The organism is Frondihabitans peucedani, assembly GCF_039537585.1.
Lineage (GTDB): Bacteria > Actinomycetota > Actinomycetes > Actinomycetales > Microbacteriaceae > Frondihabitans > Frondihabitans peucedani.
The window spans coordinates 316,338-336,362 of the sequence record NZ_BAABAU010000004.1; the positions used below are offsets into that span (position 1 = coordinate 316,338).

Here is a 20,025-nt window from a genome sequence, read left to right on the forward strand (position 1 = left end):
CGCGTCACCGCTTCAAGGGCGCCCCGTGGACGAGCCGGTAGATCACGCTCCGGTGCGTCCGGTACGAGGCGACGATCGAGTAGCCGTCCGATTCGAGGGCGGAGCGGCCGTAGACGTCGACGTGCGACGGCGTCGCGTACTCGATCAGCCAGACGGTCGAGTGGCCGACGAGCCGTCGTCTCGAGACGGCCTGTGAGACAGTCAGCGTCTCGTCGTGCCAGGTCGGAGCCTGGTCGTACGGGACGGCGAGAGCGACGTCGTCGAGCCCCCGGAAACCCGCGGGATAGGTCCGGTAGGCGAGCCGCGGCCTCTTGGAGGGCTTGATCGTCTCGTCGAAGACGACGGCCTGGCCGGGCTCGGAGTGCTCGCTGATCGTCGCGCTGATCTCCGCCCAGTCGCTCTGGTTCTTGGCATACGGGGTGCGCTGCGCGGCGTAGACGGGAACGCACGACGCCAGGACGACGACTGCAGCCGTGATGCCGAGTGCCACGCGCCGCGAGGCCAGCCGTTCGAGCCCGATTCCGACCGCGAGGGCCGCCGCCGGGGCGCACATGGACAGATACCGGCCGGAGAAGTCGGCCACGATCAGGGTCGAGAGCAGCAGGAGGCCGCCGGGGATCAGGAGCCACGCGAACGTCACGGCTTCGATCGAGGGGCTGGAGAGGTGCTCGCGACGGTCGGCGGCGGGGAGCAGCAGCCGCCGGGCCCAGGCCACCACAGCGACTGCGATGAGCGCCCAGGCGACCAGGGCCACCCACCAGGTGGAGAACCAGAGCCCCACCGCCAGCGACGTGAACCCCGTGGTGTTCCGGTTCGCGAGAAACGCCACCTGGGCTCGCTCCGAGATCGACACGGCGATCACGGGTGAAGCGGCTGCCATGGCGGCGACCGTGGCGATCAGCCAGCGTCGCCAGACTGTCCTCGGGACACGGGCGGCGAGTAGGACGACGCCGTGCACGACGACGAACAGGGCCAGGTAGAGGAACAGGTACACGCCAAGCGCGAGGAGGACCGCGTAGACGACCCAGGCGCGACGAGAGGTGCGTCGCCGCTGGACCAGGTCGACCAGGAGGACGAGCAGCCAGGCGGCGAGGGCCGCGTCGAGAGCGTAGGCCCTCGCCTCCTCGCCCATGTAGGTGACTCGGGGGAGCAGGCAGTAGACCAGCCCCGCGAACAGGGCGGTCCTGCGCCCGGAGAGCCGCGCTGCGAGGTGGACGACCGCGACGGCGCCCAGTCCGACCGCGATCGCGGAGGGGACGCGGACCGAGAAGGGGCTCGGGCCGAAGACAGCGACCCACCAGTGCAGCGCGAGGTAGTAGGTGCCGTGGACGGCGTCGACGTGCCGGAGCATTCCCAGCAGGGATGGGACGGAGCGTTGCGCGGACAGGACGCTGGCAGCCTCGTCGCCCCAGAGCGAGGGGATCCACGACCCGAGAAGCGACAGCAGGGTCGCTATCGCTCCCATGGTCCAGGCGACGCTCCTCGGCAGGGGCTGCCCGCCGGAGGCGTCGCGATCGCGATTCGGCTCCCGGTCCCTGAGGTCTGCGCGACCGACGTCTGCTGACGATGCCCGCATGCTCGCCCCGGCCACGTCAGAGGACCGCGTCTTCTTCGTGAGCGGCCGGGAGGCCCACCGCGGCGGCGAACTGATCACGTGCCTTCGCGTTGTACGCATCGACGTCGAACGCCTGCGGCTGGATCGCGCCTCCGAGGAATTCGCGTAAGCCCCCCGCGAGCCCGGACTCCGATGCCTCCACGACGCGGATGATGCCGTCTGGCAGGGCGTCCTCGATCGATCCGAACTCGGTCGACACGATCGGCATCCCGAGGACAGCGGCCTCCAGCAACACCATCGGCTGGCCCTCGTAGTCGCTCGACAGCACGAAGCAGTCCGAGGCGTGGAGGACAGCGAACGGATTCCGGAGGGCACCGGTGATGAACGCGATCCCCGCAAGGCCCAGACGGTCGACCTGGGCCCGGAGCTCGTCCTCGAGGGGGCCGTGTCCGACGACGAGGAGCCGTGCCCGCGGTTCGTCCGCGTGCACGTCTCGGAATGCCATGAGCAGGCGCTCGTGGTTCTTCTCGCGCGTGTAGCGGCCGACGGTCACGAACCAGATCGCGTCGTCGTCGTCACGAAGCGCCGCCGCCCAGGGGGGTTCGGCTCCGTCGACGGTGGGCCGCTCACCCTCGAAGACCGGAGCGGCAGCCAGCCGCAGGATCTTCTCGGCGTCGACGACGTTGACCGCCGACCCGATCGTCCGGCCGGAGAGGAGCTCGGCCGACAGCTTCGCCTGATTGATCTCGGCCAGGGAGGGCGACACGGCGACGAGCGCGTCGTACTCGCGGTACAGACCGAAGATCGACGGCAGGCTCACCCCGAGGGGGCGGCGTCCTCCGACCTCGCGACCGACCTCGGCGACCATGTCGTTGTGCATCCAGACGGACCGGTGGCCGCCCGGCGAGTGGAGGAGGAGCGTCGACCAGAAGGGGCTGTAGCCGCTGAAGTCGATGACGACGTCGAAGCGGGACGCCCCGAAACACCTCTGCCATTCGTCGTCCCAGAGACGGCGCTGCTGAGGGTCCTCGCGGTGCGCCGCTGCGACACCGCGCCGGTAGAGGAGTCGACGGCGCAGGTGCTGGAGTTTGGAGCCGTTCATGCCGCCGTCGCGAGCGAACTGGCGGACGCTCTCGACGACCGCCGAGGAGTTGTCGACCTGCTGTGACGAGGTGGTCTGGGTGAATGCGATGCTGACGTCATACCGGTCTGTCGGGAGCGAGGCGAGCAGGTTCAGGGCGGCGGAGGTGATGCCGTTCGAGGAGAGGTTGCCGACGTGGATCAGCACCGACGAGCGCTCGCTCGAGGAGAGGTCGACGAGCCTCAGACCCGCTGTGCGACCGCGGAAGACAGCGTCGACCACGCGCGCCGCGCTCCCTGCGGGCCCCGGGACGAAGCGCTCCTGCCACTCGTCGCGCGTCACCGATCGGAGGGACGCGTGCGCCGGATCCTGCTGCAGTATCGCCTCGGCCACGGCCGACTCGTCGGTGCACACCGGTCCTGGGAGCTCGTCCGCGTCGAAGTACATGCCCCGGCTCGACCCGTACTCGGCGCCGTCGGGGGCGAAGAAGACGATCCGTCTGCCCGTGGCGAGGAAGTCGAAGAAGATCGACGAGTAGTCGGTGACGAGCGTGTCGACGACCCCGAGCAGGGTGTTCGTCGGGATACTCCCCGGGACGAGGACGGCCCCGAGGGCCGGGGAGGAGCCGACGAACCGCTCGAGGATCTGGTGGGTCTTGAGCAGCACCACGAAGTCGTCGCCGACTCGCGACTGGAGATCGGCCACTCGCGCCAGCAGGAGCGCGACGTCGTCGGAGGGGGCTCCGAAGGAGGCTCCCCGCCAGGTCGGGGCGTAGAGGACGATCCGTCGCCCACCGATAGGGACTCCCGCCGTGGAGAGGCGGTCGAGCACGTCCGTGACTGCGTCGGAGTCCAGGCTCTGTCGATCCACGCGGGGGTAGCCCTCCTCGATGACGCGCCCCTGGAAGTGACCGGCCAGCTTGTAGGCCGACGCGTACATCGTCTCGGTCATGAAGGAGTTCTGCGCGAGCAGGTAGTCGGCGGCGACGAAGTTCCGGAGCGTGTTCGCGGACTCGCGAGCACCGTCCGGCATGTCGTAGCCCATGGCCTTCAGCGGCGTCCCGTGCCAGGTGTTCAGGTAGATCTGGCCGGGACGCTTCGAGAACCAGACCGGGAACGTCGCGTTGTTGATCAGGTACCCGCTCGTCGAGACGGCCCGGAAGTACGCCAGCGATCCGCGGAGGACGAACGAGACGCGGGGGTGCCGTCGGAATTCGCTGATCGTCGCAGGATCGTCCAGATGCGCCCGGTCGAGGACCCAGACGTGCCGGAGGTGCCCGAGATCGGGTGCGCTCAGGATCTCGCGGAAGATCGCCTCGGGGTTGCAGAGCACTCCCGTGCCGGCGAACGCCTCGTAGAGGACGGTGTCGTCGCGGATCGACTGCTCGCGGAACCGGGCGAGAGCCTCGAAGCGCGCAGCCCTGACGGACTTGCGGGCCGATCTGGTCAACACGGTCGTCACGTTCATGGACTCTCCTCGCGGGGATCAGAGCCCCTCGAGGATGTGACCACGCGTTCTCGCAGAAACATCCAAGAATGACGCCCCCGGCGGCACCGTAGCAGTGTCCTTCTGACCAGAGTCGACCACTAAGGTGAGCCTGCCCTAACGTTCACCTCGAATTCGGACTCTCATGACACCTGGCGCCATCGCTGCCCTCGGAGCCCTGGCCGGCCTGACGATCTTCCTCGGTCTGCCCATCGGCCGTATCAGACGCCGCTCCCTCGGGCTGAGCGCTTTGTTGAACGCGGTCACCATCGGCGTGCTCCTGTTCCTGCTGTGGGACGTGATCACGCACGCGATAGAACCCATCGACGCTGCGGTGGCCTCATCGACACACGACGCGGTGTCGCTCTGGAAGGCCGTAGGCTTCACGGCGGTGTTCTTCGTCGCCATCGCGATCGGCCTCCTGTCGCTGGTGGCCTACGACCGTTCCATGAAGAAACGGGCCGCGCTGGAACCTCACGCCTCCGGAACGCCCCGGAGCCCTCTTCGACTCCACGAACAGGCCTCGAGGACGGCGTTCCTCATCGCGGTCGGGATCGGCCTCCACAACTTCTCCGAGGGACTCGCCATCGGTCAATCGGCGGTCTCGGGACAGATCAGCCTCGCCGTCGTCCTCGTCGTGGGTTTCGGACTCCACAACGCGACGGAGGGTTTCGGCATCACCGCCCCTCTTGCTGGCGACCAGGTCCGTCCCAGCTGGACGCAACTGGCCATCCTCGGCGTCATCGGAGGCGGGCCGACGGTGGTGGGCACCCTGTTGGGGTCCGTCTTCGTCAGCGACATCGTGTCCCTGGCGTTCCTCGCGTTGGCGGCCGGGTCGATCATCTACGTGATCATCCAGTTGATCGGGGTCGCGATGAAGCTGGCCCGAGGAACGGCCTTGCACGTCGGACTCCTGGCCGGGCTCTTCGCCGGCTTCGTCACCGACTTCATCGTCACCGCGGCGGGCGTCTGAGGCTGTAGCCGGGGACATCCTCGAGGTGGGTCCTTTCTGAGTCGCCACCTCCGATCATGTCCGCATGGACTCCGGAGACCCGTCGCGTCTGCGAGGCATCGCCGAGCGGCTCGCTGAGAAAGTGACGCCCGCGCGCGAAGCGCGCCAGGTACGGCTGCTCGTGACCTCGTTCGGCGTGTGGACGACGGCGAAGAACGCGCTCGTCGTCGGCATCATCATCGGAGTCCTGATGATCACGGCCGTCTTCATCGCGTGGACATCGTTCCAGAGTGCGGGTGGCCTGAACGCCGCGGCCGCGGCTCTCGTCGGGACCTCGTCTCCGACGCTGTCGTCGTCCCTGACCGCGTTTTTGACCACGAAGACGGTGATGGCGGCTGCGATCCTCCTCGCCGTCCTTCAGGTCGTCGCCACCACGGTGACAGCTGTCGTCGGTGCTCTCGCCTACAACGCGTCGGTACGGTTGACCGGTGGGATCCTGCTCGGATTCGAGGGCCATGCCGGCCGACCGTGAGACAGGCCGCCAGGGGGAGAGGACGACGACGAGGACGGCCGCCGATCGGCTCTTCCGCTGGGGCGTGGTCGGGAAGGGCGTCTACGGCGGTGCCGAACTCGTGCTCGGGATCCTGCTGACGCTGGTCAGTACGTCCACACTCCAATCCTGGGCGGCCGCGCTCACTCAGCGGGAGCTCACGCGCGACCCCGACGACGCGCTCGCGCGACTGCTCGTGTCCAGGATCGACAGTCTCACCACCTTCGCCGTCGTCTTCGTGGCCGTCTACCTCATCGCGCACGGGGTCGTGAAGCTCGGGCTGCTGGCGGCAGTGCTCTCCGGCGCGTATCGGACCTACCCCTGGGCGATCGCCGTCCTCGTGGCGTTCATCGGCTACCAGATCTTCGACCTGTTCGTCGGATTCACCGTGGGGCTCCTGCTTCTGACGGTCTTCGACGCGGTGATCGTCGTGCTGACCTGGCGGGACTACCGATCGCACAGCCGTCCGGTTGCGGCTGCCGCCGGCGCCGCCGCTCATGAAGCCGACGATCTCTCGGGCGCGGACCGGACGCATTAGAGGCATCTGGGAGCACGGCTGGTGCAGTGCACCATCCTGTCCCCGACCCTGGAGATGACCATCATGGCCACCACCGACTCCACCCGCACAGACGCCCGATCCGTGATGCTGAACAAGGTGCCCGAGGTCACCGCGATCTTCTGGATCATCAAGGTCCTCGCCACGACCGTCGGTGAGACCTTCGCCGACTACCTGAACGACACCCTCGGCTTCGGGCTGACGTTGACGTCGCTCTTCATGGGCGCCCTCTTGGTCGTCGCGCTCGTCGTCCAGTTCCGGGTCCGCCGCTACATCCCCGCCGTCTACTGGCTCGCGGTGGTGCTCATCAGCGTCGTCGGCACCCTCATCACCGACAACCTGACCGACAATCTCGGTGTGCCGCTGTGGATCACGGCGACGGTCTTCGCTGTCCTGCTCGCCGCGACGTTCGCAGCCTGGTTCGCCTCCGAGAAGACCCTGTCGATCCACTCCATCCGCACGAGCCGCCGCGAGGGCTTCTACTGGCTGACCGTCCTGTTCACGTTCGCCCTGGGCACCGCCGCAGGCGACCTCCTCGCCGAACGACTGAACCTCGGCTACGTCCTCTCGCTCGTCGTCTTCGCCGCCGCGATCGCCGTCGTCGCATTCCTGTACGTCGTCGTGAAGATCAATCCGATCGCCGCCTTCTGGATCGCCTACATCCTCACCCGGCCCCTCGGCGCCTCCACTGGCGACCTCCTCTCGCAGGCCACGAAGGACGGCGGCCTGGGCCTCGGCACGACCGGCACGAGCGTGCTGTTCCTGGCCGTGATCCTGGTGCTGGTCGTCGTCCTGTCCCTTCGCGAGGCGTCTCAGAAGCGCGCTGTGCGCGGGGGTGTGGCGACCGGGCGGATCAGTCTCGACTGACAGCGAGGTCGTCGCGGCCGCGAAGACCTCTCCGGCCGCGGCGATCGCCGACCTGCACGGTCACGCCGAGGGGGACCGCGCGGTCCTGGGCCCTCGACCCGCCGTGTTCGGTTATCTTCTTCGGGTCTTCGACGTTCTGGGCCGTTTCTGTGCCGGTGGCGGTTGTACTCGGGGAATGGACGAGGGATCGGCGTGCGGGTGGTCGGTGGACTCGTGCCGACGCTGAGGGCGCAGCTGCCTCAGGACCGCCGGCAGGCCGCGGGAGCGAGAACGCTCCCCGCCGCACGGGCAGACATTCAGTTCGTGGTAGTTCCCCTCATCGTCGTGATCGGCGCGTTCGTGTCCTGGCTGCGTCTCCCGGCGACGACGAGTGCGACTCTCTGGGCCGAGGACAGTCGGAACTTCCTCGGCGACGTCGTCCGGCACGGGCCATTCGCTCCCGCCTGGCAGATCTATGCGGGATACCTGCACACGGTTCCTCGGATCCTCGCGGCGCTCACAGTGACGTTCGTTCCCATCCCGCAGTGGGCGCACGCCATCTCGGCCGCCTCCTGCGTCGTCGTGGGGATCGTGGCCGCGGCGGTCTTCGTCTGCTCTCGGGTCGTGACGGAGTCGTGGCTCGTCCGAGCGGGCCTCGCAGCGGTCACCGTCCTCGCCCCGCTGGCGCCTCGTGAGGTCCTCGGCAATGCCGCGAACCTGCACTGGTACTTCCTCTGGCTCGCCCCCTGGCTGATCCTCTACCGCTCGCGGTCGGGACGCGGCACGGCTCTGCTGACGATCATCGCGTTCCTCGGGGCGCTGACGGAGGTGCAGATGCTCGCATTCGTTCCGCTGATGGTGCTCCGCTGGCGGACCGGAGCCCGTCTCCCTGTCCGTGTCGCAATTCTCGTGGGCGGCGTCTTTCAGATTGCTGCGTCTCTCACTGCTCCCCGCGGTCATAGCGGCGCCGTCGCGAACAGGCCAGCCTCGACCGTGTACGGCTACGCCATCAACAGTGCCATGACGATCTGGAGCGGCAACAGCCATGTCATCGGCTGGGCGCTCGTCCGATTCGGCCCTGCTGCGCCGGTCGCTGCGCTCCTCCCCGTCGTACTTGCCGCGGTCTGGGTCTTTCGATTCGGGACGCGCGATCAGCGCTGGATGGTGACGACGCTCCTGGTTTCCTCTCTGGTCTTGTGGGTCGTGGCCGTGAAGACCAACCCGGGACCGTACTACGAGTACGCGTCGATGACGAGGGCGCGGCTGGCGACTCCCTGGCTGAGCAGATACGGCGTCGTACCGTCGATGGAGCTGCTCGCGATCCTGGTGATCGCCCTCGGGGTCCACCGGAGGTCGCCGGGCCCTGCCCGCTCCGACGATGCGCGAGTACGGCGCACGTTGGCGCCCCGCGCCGTCGTCGGACTCGTCCTTCTCGTGTGTGCGCTCGTGTCCTTCGTCCCCTCTGCCACCAGGCGCTCGAGCGGGCCGGAGTTCGCGCCGCAGGTCATGGCCGCCGAGAGGTCCTGCAGCGGGCGGGCTGTGACGACTCCGGTGGTCCTGCTGTCGCCGCCGCACCCGAATTGGAAGATCACGATCGACTGCGGGCGGCTGACTTCCCGCTTGGCTCCGGGGCCCGTCCGGAAAGCCGACCCGAGTACTCGTGCGTCGATGCCGGTACCTGTAGCGCCTCGATGACGGTGGAGGGCTGCCTCAGAGCCGCTCGAGGTCTCGGGTCCCGAAGAGCCCCGTTCCGCGATCGATCAACGTGTCGAACGCCGCCGACGTGGACGTCGGAAGCGGCTCGCCCGGCTCGAACCGGGCGAGCACGAGGCCGAGGATCCCGAGGCTGGTCGCCGTCTGCGGATGCCTGGCCGGTGCCCGGGACGGAACAGGCGCGCGAGGCACCCGCGGTACAGGCAGCACCGGCCAGTCAGAAGCAGGCCGCGGAGAGCTCAGGGTGATCGCCGTGGCGAGGGTCGAGGCCGCGGCGTCACGATCAGTCAACGGGGCGAGCCCATGCCTCGCTGACACGGTCGCGATGATCGCCGTGTGATCGAGCGTCTCGTTCATGACCGACCCGGCGTCAGTCCAGGCAGAGACGATGATCGCCGGCACTCTGGCGCCGAGGCGGTCGAAGAGGAATCCCCACTCGCCCGGTTCCGACCCATCGCCGGGGGGTGGGGCTGCAGGAGGAGGAACGTGATCGAACAGTCCGCCGCTCTCGTCGAACGTGATGATGAGGGCCGTGTTGCCGGCATTGGAACCGTTCGGAGAAGCGCTCGTCCGGATCGCCTCATACACCTCGGCGACGAGGGCCTCGCCCGCGAGCATGTCGGTGACGGCCCTGCCGGACGGGTCCGGAATGCCGCTTCTCGTCGGCGACGAGGCCCTGGCAGGATGCATGCTGTTGCGGTTGAAGATCATCCTGGGCTCAATGAACGAGTAAGACGGCAGACAGCCGGCCTCCGCGTCTGCGGAGAACTGGGCCATGTTCCGGAAATTGCTCTGCCAGTAGGCCTCCAGCGACGGAGCGGTGAGGATGCCCGTCAAAGACACCGCCTGCGTCTCGTCGTAATACACCCGCCACGGGAGCCCCCGATCCTCGAGGCGGTTGAAAAGGGTCGGGACGGCCGGAGCGTCCAGCCACTTTCGGTATCCGCCGTGCCCGGCGTTCGTGACGTAACCATGCGACGTGGCGGCGTGGACGAATGATCGGTTGCAGAACGTATCGGAAGGCACGGACCCGAACCAGTGATCGAACACCCCGAAGGACCGCGCAAGCGTCGACAACACCGGGAGCGTGTCGGAAGGAAAGCCGCCCATGACCTGCCGGTACGCCTCAGGGGAAGGATCCCGCCCGTGAATGCTGCGGTAGTTGTCGATGTAGTCGGCGACGAAGCCGCTCATCGGGGGGAGCCCCCGCGCAGGACCGCTGCCGAACAGTTGACGATCGGCGTGACGCAGGTCCTCGCCGGCATTCGTGGTGGGCCGGACCAGTCTCTCGCTGCGTGTCCCCCCGTAACGGTAGGCCTCGACCACGGTTCCATCGGGCGCGGTGTTGGACGAAGGACTCTGGAACAGACCGGCCACGTGTTGTCCTGGCCGGAGATCTTCGTCGCGATAGAGCCAGCCGAGCAGATGGTCATACGACCTGTTCTCAAGCATCAGGACGACCACGTGGTCGAAAGCCGTGGTCGCACCGGGACGATGGTCGTCACGTCGTCCAGCGCCTTCTGCCATGTCGTGGGCGGCCGCTGACGGGCCCCCGGGAGATGCGGCAAGGGCGAGCAGGGCGGCCGATCCGACCGCGGTGCCCGCCAGGAATGCTCGTCGGCTGAGCCTCGACGGTGAGCGCCGCGAACTCACGTCATCCGCATTTCTAAAAGCCGTCGGATTCGTCGAGAGACTCCAGAGACTCTCGCTGCGTCTCGGCGAGGACCAGCAGGGTCCCGGACGCAGTCAAGGAACAGAGCACCAGGGCTGCGGCGCCGATCACGATCCAGGACATCTGCGTGCCTCCTTCGCGGTCTTCGCCGCCGAGACAGAGTCTCGGAGCCGAAGACACAGACGCCGCTAAGAAATCGGAGGATCTGCCGAGCGGTGCCCATCCTGCTCGGTGCGGGAGCGGACGATCCTGCGGCGACAGCCGGGTAGGGTCGGGGTGTGAAGGCCGCCACCGCTCTCCGACGGGCCGCTCCCGGCCTCGAGCGGTCGATCGCGCGGGCTCTGCACTCCGAGCTCCGGGCGTTCTGGCGTCGCCGGCCGGTCGATCCGGGTCTCGTCCTCTTCGAGTCGTTCGACGGCAACGGAGCCCTGTGCAATCCGGAAGCGCTGTTCAGGGCGCTCATCGCCGATCCTGCGTTCTCGGCTCTCACATTCGTCTGGTCGCTCCGCGCCGGCCACGACGGCGACATCGTCCTCCGAGACTTCCGGGGCGACCCGCGGGTCCGGTTCGTTCGGCCGGGTTCGTCCGGGTACGAGAGAGCCGTGGCGACGGCCGGGCACCTCGTCACCAACGCGACGTTCCCCCGCTGGTTCAGCCGCCGGCCTGGTCAGGTCGTGGTGAACACGTGGCACGGAACGCCCCTCAAGAAGATGGGCTTCGACATCGGCGACCAGCCCGCGCGGGTCGCCAACGTGCTCCGGAACTTCCTGCACGCCGACTATCTCCTCTCGACGGGTCCCTACATGACGTCGACGATGTACCTCGGAGCCCACGCGCTCGACGGCCTCTACGACGGACGGATCCTGGAGGTCGGCTCGCCCCGGGTCGACGCGCAGTTCGCGGGCCAGGACTCGACGGGACGCACTCTCGAGGCCCTGCATGCCGCCGGCATCGACCCCGAGCACCGGCAGCTGGTGCTCTTCGCCCCGACCTGGAAGGGCACGAACTTCTCGCGCCCCCTCGATGACGCTCGGCTCGTGCTGTCGCAGACGCGCGAGCTCCAGACGCGCCTCGGCGATGCCTACCGGGTCGTGCTGAAAGCGCATCAGGCGGTCCACGAGTCGGTGCGCGGGCGAGTCGAGTCGGGCCTGCTCGTTCCCAACGACATCCCGACGAACGCGGTACTCGCCGTGACCGATCAGCTCGTCACCGACTACTCGAGCATCTTCTTCGACTTCCTGACCACCGGGCGACCGATCCACTTCCTCGTGCCCGACATCGGCGACTACGACGGGTACCGGGGTCTCTACCTCCAGCCCGACACGTGGCCGGGACGCGTGACGACCACGGTCGAGGAGCTCGCCGCGTCGATCCTGTCGGCGCCCGATCCGGTCGCTGACGAGAGAGCACAGGAAGCCCGCGCGACATTCGCGCCCCTCGAGGACGGCCACGCCACCGAGCGCGTCCTCGACGAGGTGTTCCGCAACCCGCGCCCCGTGTCTCCCGTCAGCCCCCGAGACCCGTCGGCCAAGCCCAGAGTCGTGGTCCTGGCAGGGGGGCCGCCGACCAGCTGGGCCCCGGCGCAGACGGATGCCGCCGTGGCTTCGATCGACCTCGGTGCCGTCGATGTGACGGTGGTCGTCTCCGACTCCCGCCGGGCGCCCTTCGTGGCGTGGCAGAAGAGCCTCGATCCCAGGATCCGCGTCCTGGTGCGTCAGGGCGAGATCGGCGGCTCGAAATCGTGGGCGCTCCTTGAACGCCTGGGTGCACGTCGCCCCGCCGCCCACTGGAGTGCCGAGTGGACGCGGCTGTTCGGCCTCTCCCGCATCGACGAGGTCCGCTGCGCCAGCGACGACCCCTTCTGGCGTCGGCTGGCCAGGGCAGGATCCTCGCCGGCGAGGACGTGAGCTCTATCCACCGCTAGACGACGACCGGGGGAAGCGCAACCGTTGGCGCCGCGTTTCGTCGCCATCGCGACCATAGACACCCTCGGCGCTGAGGAGGTACGGACGGGTACGACTTACGCTCAAGAAACCAGGGGCATTCGAGCCAAGAGCGGAAGCGGAACGAAATCTGGGGAGAAACCCTGAAGTTTGAAACGTCTCTGAGAGCGGTATCAACCGCTGATAATATATATTAAGTCAAATATGGGACCTCCGACGCAATTTGGGAGGGTCGTGCCCCCCGACGATGTCAAAAAACCGCTGCGACTGCCGATCGGTCTCGTACACGGCTCCGTGAGTCACGGGCTCTGGGGGAAGCGGGGAGAAGTCCTCCTTAGGACACGACTCCGCCGCTCAGGGGTACGTCCGAAGTCATCCCGAGACCCTAGCGCGCGTCCAACGGCCACTCCGAACGGCTCCGGTCTGTGATGCCGCCCCGGGAATCACACCTTCACGAACCATCCCCGTCGTCACCATCGAGCCACTTCGATTCGAGGTGGTCGGCGATGACGCGGCGCCGAGTGCCGGAGTGCGAACGGAGCACCAGCGACTCGGTGCGGATCATGCCCTTGCTGCGGGAGACGCCCGCCACGAGAGCGCCGTCGGTCACGCCGGTCGCGACGAAGTAGGTGTTGTCGCCGGTGACGAGGTCGTCCTGGTCGAGGATCCGGTCGAGGTCGTGGCCCGCGTCGAGGGCCTTCTGGCGCTCGGCGTCGTCTTTCGGCTTGAGACGGCCCTGGATGACGCCGCCCAGCGCCTTGACGGCGCACGCCGTGATGATGCCCTCGGGGGTGCCGCCCACGCCGACGCACATGTCGATGCGCGACTCGGGACGCGCGGCGTTGATGCCGCCGGCGACGTCGCCGTCGAGGAGGAGCCGGGTGCCGGCACCCGCCGCGCGGATGTCGGCGATGAGCTGCTTGTGGCGGGGCCGGTCGAGCACGGCGATCTGCATCTCGGCCACCGGGATGCCCTTGGCCTCGGCCAGCGCGCGGATGTTGTCGCCGATGGGGCGGCTGAGGTCGATGACGCCCTTGCCCTCGGGGCCGGTGACGATCTTGTCCATGTAGAACACGGCGCTGGGGTCGTACATCGTGCCGCGGTCGGACACGGCGATGACCGACACGGCGTTCATGCGGCCGGTGGCGGTCAGCGAGGTGCCGTCGATCGGGTCGACGGCGATGTCGAACGAGGCGCCGTTGCCGGTCCCGACGTGCTCGCCGTTGTAGAGCATCGGGGCGGCGTCCTTCTCGCCCTCGCCGATCACGACGACGCCGTCGAAGTCGACGGTGCCGAGGAACTTGCGCATCGCGTCGACCGCGGCGCCGTCGGCGAGGTTCTTCTCGCCGCGCCCGATCCACGGTGCCGCGCGGATCGCGGCGGCCTCCGTGGCCCGCACCAGCTCCATCCCGAGGTTCCGGTCGGGGTGCGTGAACAGGGTTCCGCTCATAGTGTCTGCTTTCTTTCGAGACGAACGATTGACGATGACGAAGGACCAGGATTTCGTAGGCCAAGTGCCATGAGTGGGTGGTGGGCGTCCACACCACACTCCGCGAGCGACTGCTAAGTAGTTGACATGCAAAGCCGTTTAGGAGCGCAGAGATCCGGCGTCTGGCGTGATGATGCGTTTACTTTGCCCGCGCTCTCGCCGCCATCCGTTTAATCGGTGCCAGGGATTTGCTGTCCGTTGAAGCGCCGAGCCTCTCTAGCGTGCAGGCACCCGTGCCTGTTCTCGAAAGCGTTTCCAGAACAACCGGCGACTCGGCTCGCCAGCCGAGCTTTATTCTCGACCGTCCTCGAGTGGGATCAGCATGGTGCGGAAAGGGCCAGCGGCGGCGTGTAGGGCCCAAATACGTTCGGCGACATCGTCGATACCATTGTCAAGGCGCAGCTTAGGAATGCCTCCGGGAATGACCAGCTGCGCGACATGAATGCCCTCGTCTCTCAGCGCGTCATGGAGCATGAGTCCGTAAGCGCTTTCAGCCGGGAAGGCGACCGAAGTGCCAGCGAAGTCGGGGCGCGCTTTCACCGATGTTCCTCCGTTAATCAAGATGATGCTGCCTTGCCCGGCTTCGCGCATTGCTGGCAGGACAGTCCGCGCTGCCAGTACAAAGCCGAGAAGGGAAAACTGGAGAGCTTCTGATGCCAATTCCACTGTCAGGTCCAGGACCGGCTTCAGATACTCACGTGCCGGGAGTGGGCTGTACTGCAAAACGGTTATGCTTCCGAGTTCGTTGGCAACGAGGGTGAGTGCGGCTTCCAGTTCGTGGGGACCAAGAACGTCGGCCACATAGCCACGAGCAGTTATGCCCATGGCTTCAAGTTCTTCGACCATGCTGTCGAGCTTGGATCGAGTTCTCGAGAGCAGGGCTACGGTGAAACCTTGGAGACCAAATCGTCGGGCAACTGCTGCACCCAGTCCCGGTCCGGCTCCGATGATGGCGATAACCGGCACAATTTTCTCCTTCAGCTGGTGGTCACGTGTTCAGTTCGTGCAGATTGGGTTCGGAAGGTGACTCACTTCGCGACTGACGCAATGTAGGAGAGTCCCAACAGTTGCGGCGGTCTAAGCCAACCAAGACGCGGGAGTGCGCTGTAATCACGTTTCAGGAGAACGGGTCGGACTCTGCACGGGCGTAATTACCGCGGAGAAGTCCGACCCGTCCTGCGTCTCCGTCCCTTAGAACGGTGCTGCCGAATACAGGAGAACGTTCGAGTAGGGCGAGTACTCGCCGGTCCGCACGATCGCGCGGGCGTCGTGCGTGTTCCGCTTGAACTCCGCGTGCGGCACGAGCACAAGCTCGACGCCGACGACCCGGAGTCGCTCACGCAGTCCGGCGAGCATGGCCGGGTTCTCGTCGGCCATCTCCGCCGAGCCGATGGCCCGCTCGACGACGAACTCGGCCAGGATGCGGTCGAGCACGTCGAAGAAGGCCGGCGTGCCGGGCACGAAGGCGAGGTCGACCCGCTCGACCGCGGTCGGGATGGGCAGCCCGGCATCGGCGATCACGAGACCGTCGGTGTGGCCGAACTCCCCGAGCACCCGCGTCAGCTGCGGGTGGATGATGCCGGTGGTCGTCCTCACAGGGCGTGACCCTCGGAGTCGAGGTAGTCGCGCCATGAGCGCTTCGGGGTCCAGCCGAGCACGCGCTGCGCCTTGGCCGACGAGATGCCGGAGGCGTCGACGCGGTCGAGGGGGCGCAGCTCGATCTTGTCGCCGTAGTACTTCTCGAGGACGGCTGCGAAGTCGTGTCCGCCGACGTTGTCGGGCGAAGCGATATAGAACACCTCGTGGCCGGGGAGGTCCGACTCGGCCGCGAGAACGATCGCGTCGGCGAGGTCGTACACGTCGATGTAGCTCCAGAGATTCGGGCTCAGGACACTGGCGTCGCGCACCTGCGGTCCGAGGTTCTGCTCGTAGTTGCCCTCGTTCTGCACCCAGCTCGGGCGCAGCGAGATCACGCTGATGTCGGAGCGCTCGACGGCCGCGTTCATGAGCTGCTCGCCGAACGTCTTCGAGAGCGCGTAGGGATCCTGCGGGTGCACGGGGTGCTCCTCGTCGACCGGCGCGTAGTCGGGCAGGAACGGGCGCTCAGGGAAGAAGAAACCGGGGACGGTCTCGCTCGAGATGTTGACGAAACGCTTGACCCCGAAGCGGACGGCCGCCTCGAGCACGTTGAAGGTCGACATCAGGTTGGTCTGGAAGACGACGTGCGGCGGGTTGCCGGTCGGCTCGGGGATCGCGGCCACGTGGACGACGACGTCGGCTCCGCGCACGACGGCGTAGGCCTGCCCCGCGTCGGTGAGGTCGGCCATCTGGTAGGCCGCGGATCCTTCGGGCTTGCGCTCGAAGCCCGGGCGCGTGAGGTCGACGGCGAGCACCTCGTGTCCGGCGTCGAGCAGGGCCTGGGTGGCGGCGCGGCCGACCTTGCCGTGGGCTCCGGTGATGACGATCTTCATGGTTGTTCCTTCGGTAGGTGTCGCCCGATGAAGGACGACGCGGGATGGATCGAGGGTCGATGGATCGAGGGTCGATGACTCGAAGGTCAGCGGCGCTTGCGCCACATGTTGAGGGCGACGGCGGCCACGATGATGACACCGCTGAAGACCTGCTGCCAGTAGGCCGAGATGCCGAGCAGGATGAGGGCGTTCTGAATGAGCAGGAGCAGCGTCGTTCCGAGCGCGGTTCCGAGGATTCCGCCCACGCCGCCGAAGAGGCTGGCACCGCCGATGACGGCCGCGCCGATGGCCAGGAGTTCGTACCCCGAGCCTGCGGCGGGTTGCCCGACGCTGAGCCGCGCGGTCTCGAGAATACCCGAGAGCGACGCGAGGGTCGCCGAGATCATGAAGACGGCGATCTTGACGCGGCGCACGCGGATGCCGGAGAGCTTCGCGGCCTCCTCGTTCGAGCCGACGAAGAAGACGTGCCGACCGAAGGTGGTCCGGCTCAGCACGATGTGCGCGACGATCGCCACGACGGCGGCCACCCAGACCGGGATCGGGATTGCGACGAGGTTACCCTGGCCGAGGTTCAAAAATCCTGCGGGGAACCCGGAGATCGTCGACCCGCTCGTGATTCCGAGGGCGAGACCGCGCGCCACCGCGAGCATTCCCAGCGTCACGACGAACGAGGGGATGCCGACGTACGCGTTGATGATGCCGTTGACCAGACCGACCACCGCGCCCGCCACGAGGGCGAGCACGACCGCGAGAGCCGGCGGGAATCCGAGGGTCACCATGAACTCGCCCGAGAGCACGCTCACCAGCGCCACGATCGACCCGACCGAGAGGTCGATGCCTCCGATCAGGATGACGAAGGTCATGCCGGTGCTGATGATGAGGGCGAGCGCGATCTGCCGCCCGATCACGGTCAGGTTGCCCGAGGTGAGGAAGTACGGCGAGGCGAACGACAGGGCGATGATGAGCAGGATCACGACCGCGGCCAGGGTCGACTCTCGGGCCCGGACGACGCGGAGCCCGCCGGCTCGTAGCCGTTCGAGGGGGGTTTGGACAGACCTCTCGGTGCCCGCGCCCGAGGGCTTGGTGACGACGGCGGTGTCGTTGTTCACGGTGTCTCCTTCGATGGTCATGAAATCGGCTCCTCTACGCCGGTGGCGAGAGCCATGATCTGTTTCTCGGTGGCGCCCTCGGCGACGATCTCGCCCACGCCGTAGCCCTCGCGCAGGACGACGATGCGATCGGCGAGGCCGAGCACCTCCGTGAGCTCGGAGGAGATGACGAGAACGGCGACGCCCTCGGCGGCGACCTCACGGATCAGGTGGTAGATCTCGGCTTTGGCGCCGACGTCGACGCCGCGGGTCGGCTCGTCGAGGATCAAGACGCGCGGCTTCTTCGCGAGCCAGCGCGCCAGGACGACCTTCTGCTGGTTGCCACCGCTGAGGGTTCCGGCGGCGACCTCGATCGCGGACGAGCGCAGGTTGAGCTGACCGGCGTGGTGACCGGCGAGCGCGCGGTCCTTTCGGTGCGAGACGAAAGCCATTCTGCTGATCGACGTCAGCGATGCCGACGAAATGTTCTCGCGGACGGGGAGCCCGAGGAACAGGCCCTGGTTCTTCCGGTCCTCCGGGACGAAGCCGATGCCCGCGTCGATGGCCTCGGAGGGCGTCCGGAGCGCGGCCGGTTTGCCGTCGAGGAGGATCTCACCAGCCTTGCGGGCCTGGGCTCCGAAGACGGCGAGGGCGGCGTCGCTCCGGCCCGCGCCGATGAGCCCGGCCAGGACGACGATCTCGCCGGGATCGACCGAGAAGCTGACGTCGTGCAGGAGGCGCCCGGAGGCTAGGTTCTTGACCTCGAGTGCGGGTCGGGCCGAGACGGGGACGGCGGTCTCGCGGGTTCCGTAGAGGTCTTCGAGTTCGCGCCCGACCATCATCTGGACGATGTCGCTCGGGGTGGTGTCGGCGGCTTCTCGGACGCCGACGACGGCACCGTCTCGGAGGACGGTGATCCGGTCGGCGATCTCGTAGATCTCGCGCATGCGGTGCGACACGTAGACGACGCTGACGCCCGAGGAGCGGAGGCGCCGCACGAGGGTGAGGAGGGTATCGACCTCCTCCTCGGTCAGCGACGAGGTGGGTTCGTCCATGACGACCAGGCGCGCCTCTACGAGGAGCGCCTTGGCAATCTCGACCATCTGTCGGAGCGCGATGTTCAGGTCGCCGACGAGCGTCCGCGGATTCAAGTCGATGCCGAGCCCGTCGAGGAGCGCTTTCGAGCCCCGGTCCATCGCTTTGAAGTCGACCGTGCCCCAGCGGGTCTTCGGCTCGCGACCGACGTAGATGTTCTCGGCAACGCTGAGGTCGCTTGCGAGGTTGAGCTCCTGATAGATGACGGCGATGCCGGCCTCCTGGGAGTCGCGGGGAACCTGGATGTCGACCGTCCGGCCGTCGACTTCGATGGTTCCCTCGTCGGCGCGCTGAGCGCCGGCCAGGATCTTGAGGAGGGTGCTTTTGCCGGCACCGTTCTCGCCGACGAGCGCCATCACCTCGCCGGGTCGGACCGCGAGAGAGACGTCGCTGAGGGCGATGACTCCTGGGTAGCGCTTGACGATGCCGTGCATCGCCACGAGCGGTATTTCGGTCATGGAAAAGTCCTCGTCTGGAGGTGAGCCGGGCCGCGCCGCCCTCGAGCGGCGCGGCCCGAGCCGATCTAGTGGGCGGTCTTGAGGAAGTCCGCGAGGGTGTCCGGCGTGACCGTGACGACGCCGGTGTCGACGTTGAAGCCCTTCTTGAGCGACGACTTCTTGTTGTTCATGTCGTTCAGGATCTTGAGGGCCTGGCCGGTCATGCCGTAGGGCTTCTGCGAGATGAGAGCCGACACGCATCCGCCCTTCATCCCCGCGATGCCCTGGGGGACGACGTCGAACCCGACCGACTTGACCGACGAGCACTTGTCGCCCGACTTGAGAGCGCCAGCGATGCCCGGCAGGTCCGAGCCACCGATCCCGACGAAGCCGACGAGGTCGGGGTGCGCCTGCAGGATCGTCTCGGCCGACGACTGGGCCGTGGCGATCGACTCGTTCGAGACCTCCGTGGCGACGATCTTCATGTCGGGGTGCTTGGCGATGGCCTTCTTGACGCCCTCGAGCCGCTGGTTGAGGTTGACCGCGCTGAGGCTGCCGATGACGATCGCGACGGAACCCTTGTTACCGACCGACTTTGCCAAGGCCTCGCCGGCCTGCTCACCTGCGGCGACGTTGTCCGTGCCGATGTAGCCGAGGACCTCGCTTTTCGGCACCGGGCCGTCCCAGGCGATCACCGGTATGCCGGCGGCGCGGGCGGCTGCGATGTCGCTCGTGACGCTGGCGGGATCGTTGGGAGAGATCGCGATCCCCGCGGGGTGCGTCGCCAGGACCGAGTCGAAGATGGCGACCTGGGCGGCCGCGTCGTCGTTCTCGGGGCCGAGGAACTTGGCGGTCACGCCGAGTTTCTTGGCTTCCGCCTCCATGCCCTTGCGGGCATCAACCCAGTAGGGGTTGTTGAGCGACTTCGGAAGGAAGACGTAGACGGGCTTGGCGCCCGACCCGCCTGCCTGCGGACCTCCGCCGGCGCTGCAGCCGGTCAACGCGATCAGGGCGACGGACACCGTGACGGCGGCCAGAGTGATCTTGCGCATTGTTACTCCTTTGTAAGCGTGCTGATTTCAGGGGTGGACC

The 20,025-nt window shown here is 67.4% G+C and carries 16 protein-coding genes; 6 read left to right on the top strand and 10 right to left on the bottom strand.

Annotated features, from left to right (window positions below):
* Positions 1-4: 4 nt before the first annotated feature.
* Both ABD733_RS14920 and ABD733_RS14925 read right to left on the bottom strand, forming a co-directional pair.
* Positions 5-1,465: a glycosyltransferase family 39 protein gene (locus ABD733_RS14920; protein WP_344797622.1), complete on the bottom strand. Its 1,461-nt coding sequence runs from the start codon at positions 1,463-1,465 to the stop codon at positions 5-7.
* Between the two features lie 127 nt (positions 1,466-1,592).
* Positions 1,593-4,103, bottom strand: a complete 2,511-nt coding sequence (locus ABD733_RS14925) for a CDP-glycerol glycerophosphotransferase family protein (protein ID WP_344797624.1) — start codon at positions 4,101-4,103, stop codon at positions 1,593-1,595.
* Positions 4,104-4,266: 163 nt separating this feature from the next.
* Here ABD733_RS14925 and ABD733_RS14930 point away from each other — a divergent pair, with 163 nt between their 5' ends.
* The 5 genes from ABD733_RS14930 to ABD733_RS14950 all read left to right on the top strand — a co-directional run bounded on the left by ABD733_RS14930 (position 4,267) and on the right by ABD733_RS14950 (position 8,720).
* Positions 4,267-5,094: a ZIP family metal transporter gene (locus tag ABD733_RS14930; protein WP_344797626.1), complete on the top strand. Its 828-nt coding sequence runs from the start codon at positions 4,267-4,269 to the stop codon at positions 5,092-5,094.
* A 64-nt stretch (positions 5,095-5,158) separates the two neighbouring features.
* Positions 5,159-5,605 carry a DUF3566 domain-containing protein gene (locus ABD733_RS14935; RefSeq protein ID WP_344797628.1) on the top strand — a complete coding sequence of 149 codons (447 nt, stop codon included), beginning with the start codon at positions 5,159-5,161 and terminating at the stop codon, positions 5,603-5,605.
* Positions 5,589-6,161, top strand: a complete 573-nt coding sequence (locus ABD733_RS14940) for a DUF2127 domain-containing protein (protein ID WP_344797630.1) — start codon at positions 5,589-5,591, stop codon at positions 6,159-6,161. Before ABD733_RS14935 ends, ABD733_RS14940 begins: the two co-directional genes overlap by 17 nt.
* Positions 6,162-6,224: 63 nt before the next feature.
* Positions 6,225-7,046, top strand: a complete 822-nt coding sequence (locus ABD733_RS14945) for a COG4705 family protein (RefSeq protein ID WP_344797632.1) — start codon at positions 6,225-6,227, stop codon at positions 7,044-7,046.
* A 303-nt stretch (positions 7,047-7,349) separates the two neighbouring features.
* The gene (locus tag ABD733_RS14950; RefSeq protein ID WP_344797634.1) at positions 7,350-8,720 is read left to right on the top strand and encodes a hypothetical protein; all 1,371 of its coding nucleotides are present in this window, start codon (positions 7,350-7,352) and stop codon (positions 8,718-8,720) included.
* A gap of 15 nt (positions 8,721-8,735) precedes the next feature.
* Here the strand turns inward: ABD733_RS14950 and ABD733_RS14955 are convergent, their stop codons facing one another.
* Positions 8,736-10,391, bottom strand: a complete 1,656-nt coding sequence (locus ABD733_RS14955; RefSeq protein ID WP_344797636.1) for an alkaline phosphatase family protein — start codon at positions 10,389-10,391, stop codon at positions 8,736-8,738.
* Positions 10,392-10,688: 297 nt separating this feature from the next.
* Here ABD733_RS14955 and ABD733_RS14960 point away from each other — a divergent pair, with 297 nt between their 5' ends.
* Positions 10,689-12,317, top strand: a complete 1,629-nt coding sequence (locus ABD733_RS14960; RefSeq protein ID WP_344797638.1) for a CDP-glycerol glycerophosphotransferase family protein — start codon at positions 10,689-10,691, stop codon at positions 12,315-12,317.
* A gap of 487 nt (positions 12,318-12,804) precedes the next feature.
* Here ABD733_RS14960 and glpX read toward each other — a convergent pair whose 3' ends face one another.
* The 7 genes from glpX to ABD733_RS14995 all read right to left on the bottom strand — a co-directional run bounded on the left by glpX (position 12,805) and on the right by ABD733_RS14995 (position 19,985).
* Positions 12,805-13,803 carry a class II fructose-bisphosphatase gene (gene glpX, locus ABD733_RS14965; protein ID WP_344797640.1) on the bottom strand — a complete coding sequence of 333 codons (999 nt, stop codon included), beginning with the start codon at positions 13,801-13,803 and terminating at the stop codon, positions 12,805-12,807.
* 330 nt (positions 13,804-14,133) lie between these two features.
* Complete coding sequence (locus ABD733_RS14970; RefSeq protein ID WP_344797642.1) at positions 14,134-14,808, bottom strand: SDR family NAD(P)-dependent oxidoreductase; 675 nt, start codon at positions 14,806-14,808, stop codon at positions 14,134-14,136.
* Positions 14,809-15,033: 225 nt separating this feature from the next.
* Positions 15,034-15,438, bottom strand: a complete 405-nt coding sequence (rbsD, locus tag ABD733_RS14975) for a D-ribose pyranase (protein ID WP_344797644.1) — start codon at positions 15,436-15,438, stop codon at positions 15,034-15,036.
* Positions 15,435-16,313, bottom strand: a complete 879-nt coding sequence (locus ABD733_RS14980) for an NAD-dependent epimerase/dehydratase family protein (RefSeq protein ID WP_344797646.1) — start codon at positions 16,311-16,313, stop codon at positions 15,435-15,437. The genes rbsD and ABD733_RS14980 overlap by 4 nt, the downstream gene beginning before the upstream one ends.
* 86 nt (positions 16,314-16,399) lie before the next feature.
* Complete coding sequence (locus ABD733_RS14985) at positions 16,400-17,443, bottom strand: ABC transporter permease (RefSeq protein ID WP_344797648.1); 1,044 nt, start codon at positions 17,441-17,443, stop codon at positions 16,400-16,402.
* Positions 17,440-18,954 carry a sugar ABC transporter ATP-binding protein gene (locus ABD733_RS14990; protein ID WP_344797650.1) on the bottom strand — a complete coding sequence of 505 codons (1,515 nt, stop codon included), beginning with the start codon at positions 18,952-18,954 and terminating at the stop codon, positions 17,440-17,442. Before ABD733_RS14990 ends, ABD733_RS14985 begins: the two co-directional genes overlap by 4 nt.
* 65 nt (positions 18,955-19,019) lie before the next feature.
* A complete protein-coding gene (locus ABD733_RS14995; RefSeq protein ID WP_344797652.1) occupies positions 19,020-19,985 on the bottom strand; it encodes a sugar-binding protein in 966 nt (321 codons plus the stop codon).
* Positions 19,986-20,025 lie beyond the last annotated feature (40 nt).

Coding starts and splice junctions, on each gene's coding strand:
- glpX (WP_344797640.1), bottom strand. CDS start 13,803: ATGAGCGGAACCCTGTTCACGCACCCCGACCGGAACCTCGGGATGGAG.
- ABD733_RS14930 (WP_344797626.1), top strand. CDS start 4,267: ATGACACCTGGCGCCATCGCTGCCCTCGGAGCCCTGGCCGGCCTGACG.
- ABD733_RS14940 (WP_344797630.1), top strand. CDS start 5,589: ATGCCGGCCGACCGTGAGACAGGCCGCCAGGGGGAGAGGACGACGACG.
- ABD733_RS14980 (WP_344797646.1), bottom strand. CDS start 16,313: ATGAAGATCGTCATCACCGGAGCCCACGGCAAGGTCGGCCGCGCCGCC.
- ABD733_RS14990 (WP_344797650.1), bottom strand. CDS start 18,954: ATGACCGAAATACCGCTCGTGGCGATGCACGGCATCGTCAAGCGCTAC.
- ABD733_RS14985 (WP_344797648.1), bottom strand. CDS start 17,443: ATGACCATCGAAGGAGACACCGTGAACAACGACACCGCCGTCGTCACC.
- ABD733_RS14995 (WP_344797652.1), bottom strand. CDS start 19,985: ATGCGCAAGATCACTCTGGCCGCCGTCACGGTGTCCGTCGCCCTGATC.
- ABD733_RS14945 (WP_344797632.1), top strand. CDS start 6,225: ATGGCCACCACCGACTCCACCCGCACAGACGCCCGATCCGTGATGCTG.
- ABD733_RS14935 (WP_344797628.1), top strand. CDS start 5,159: ATGGACTCCGGAGACCCGTCGCGTCTGCGAGGCATCGCCGAGCGGCTC.
- ABD733_RS14920 (WP_344797622.1), bottom strand. CDS start 1,465: ATGGGAGCGATAGCGACCCTGCTGTCGCTTCTCGGGTCGTGGATCCCC.
- ABD733_RS14925 (WP_344797624.1), bottom strand. CDS start 4,103: ATGAACGTGACGACCGTGTTGACCAGATCGGCCCGCAAGTCCGTCAGG.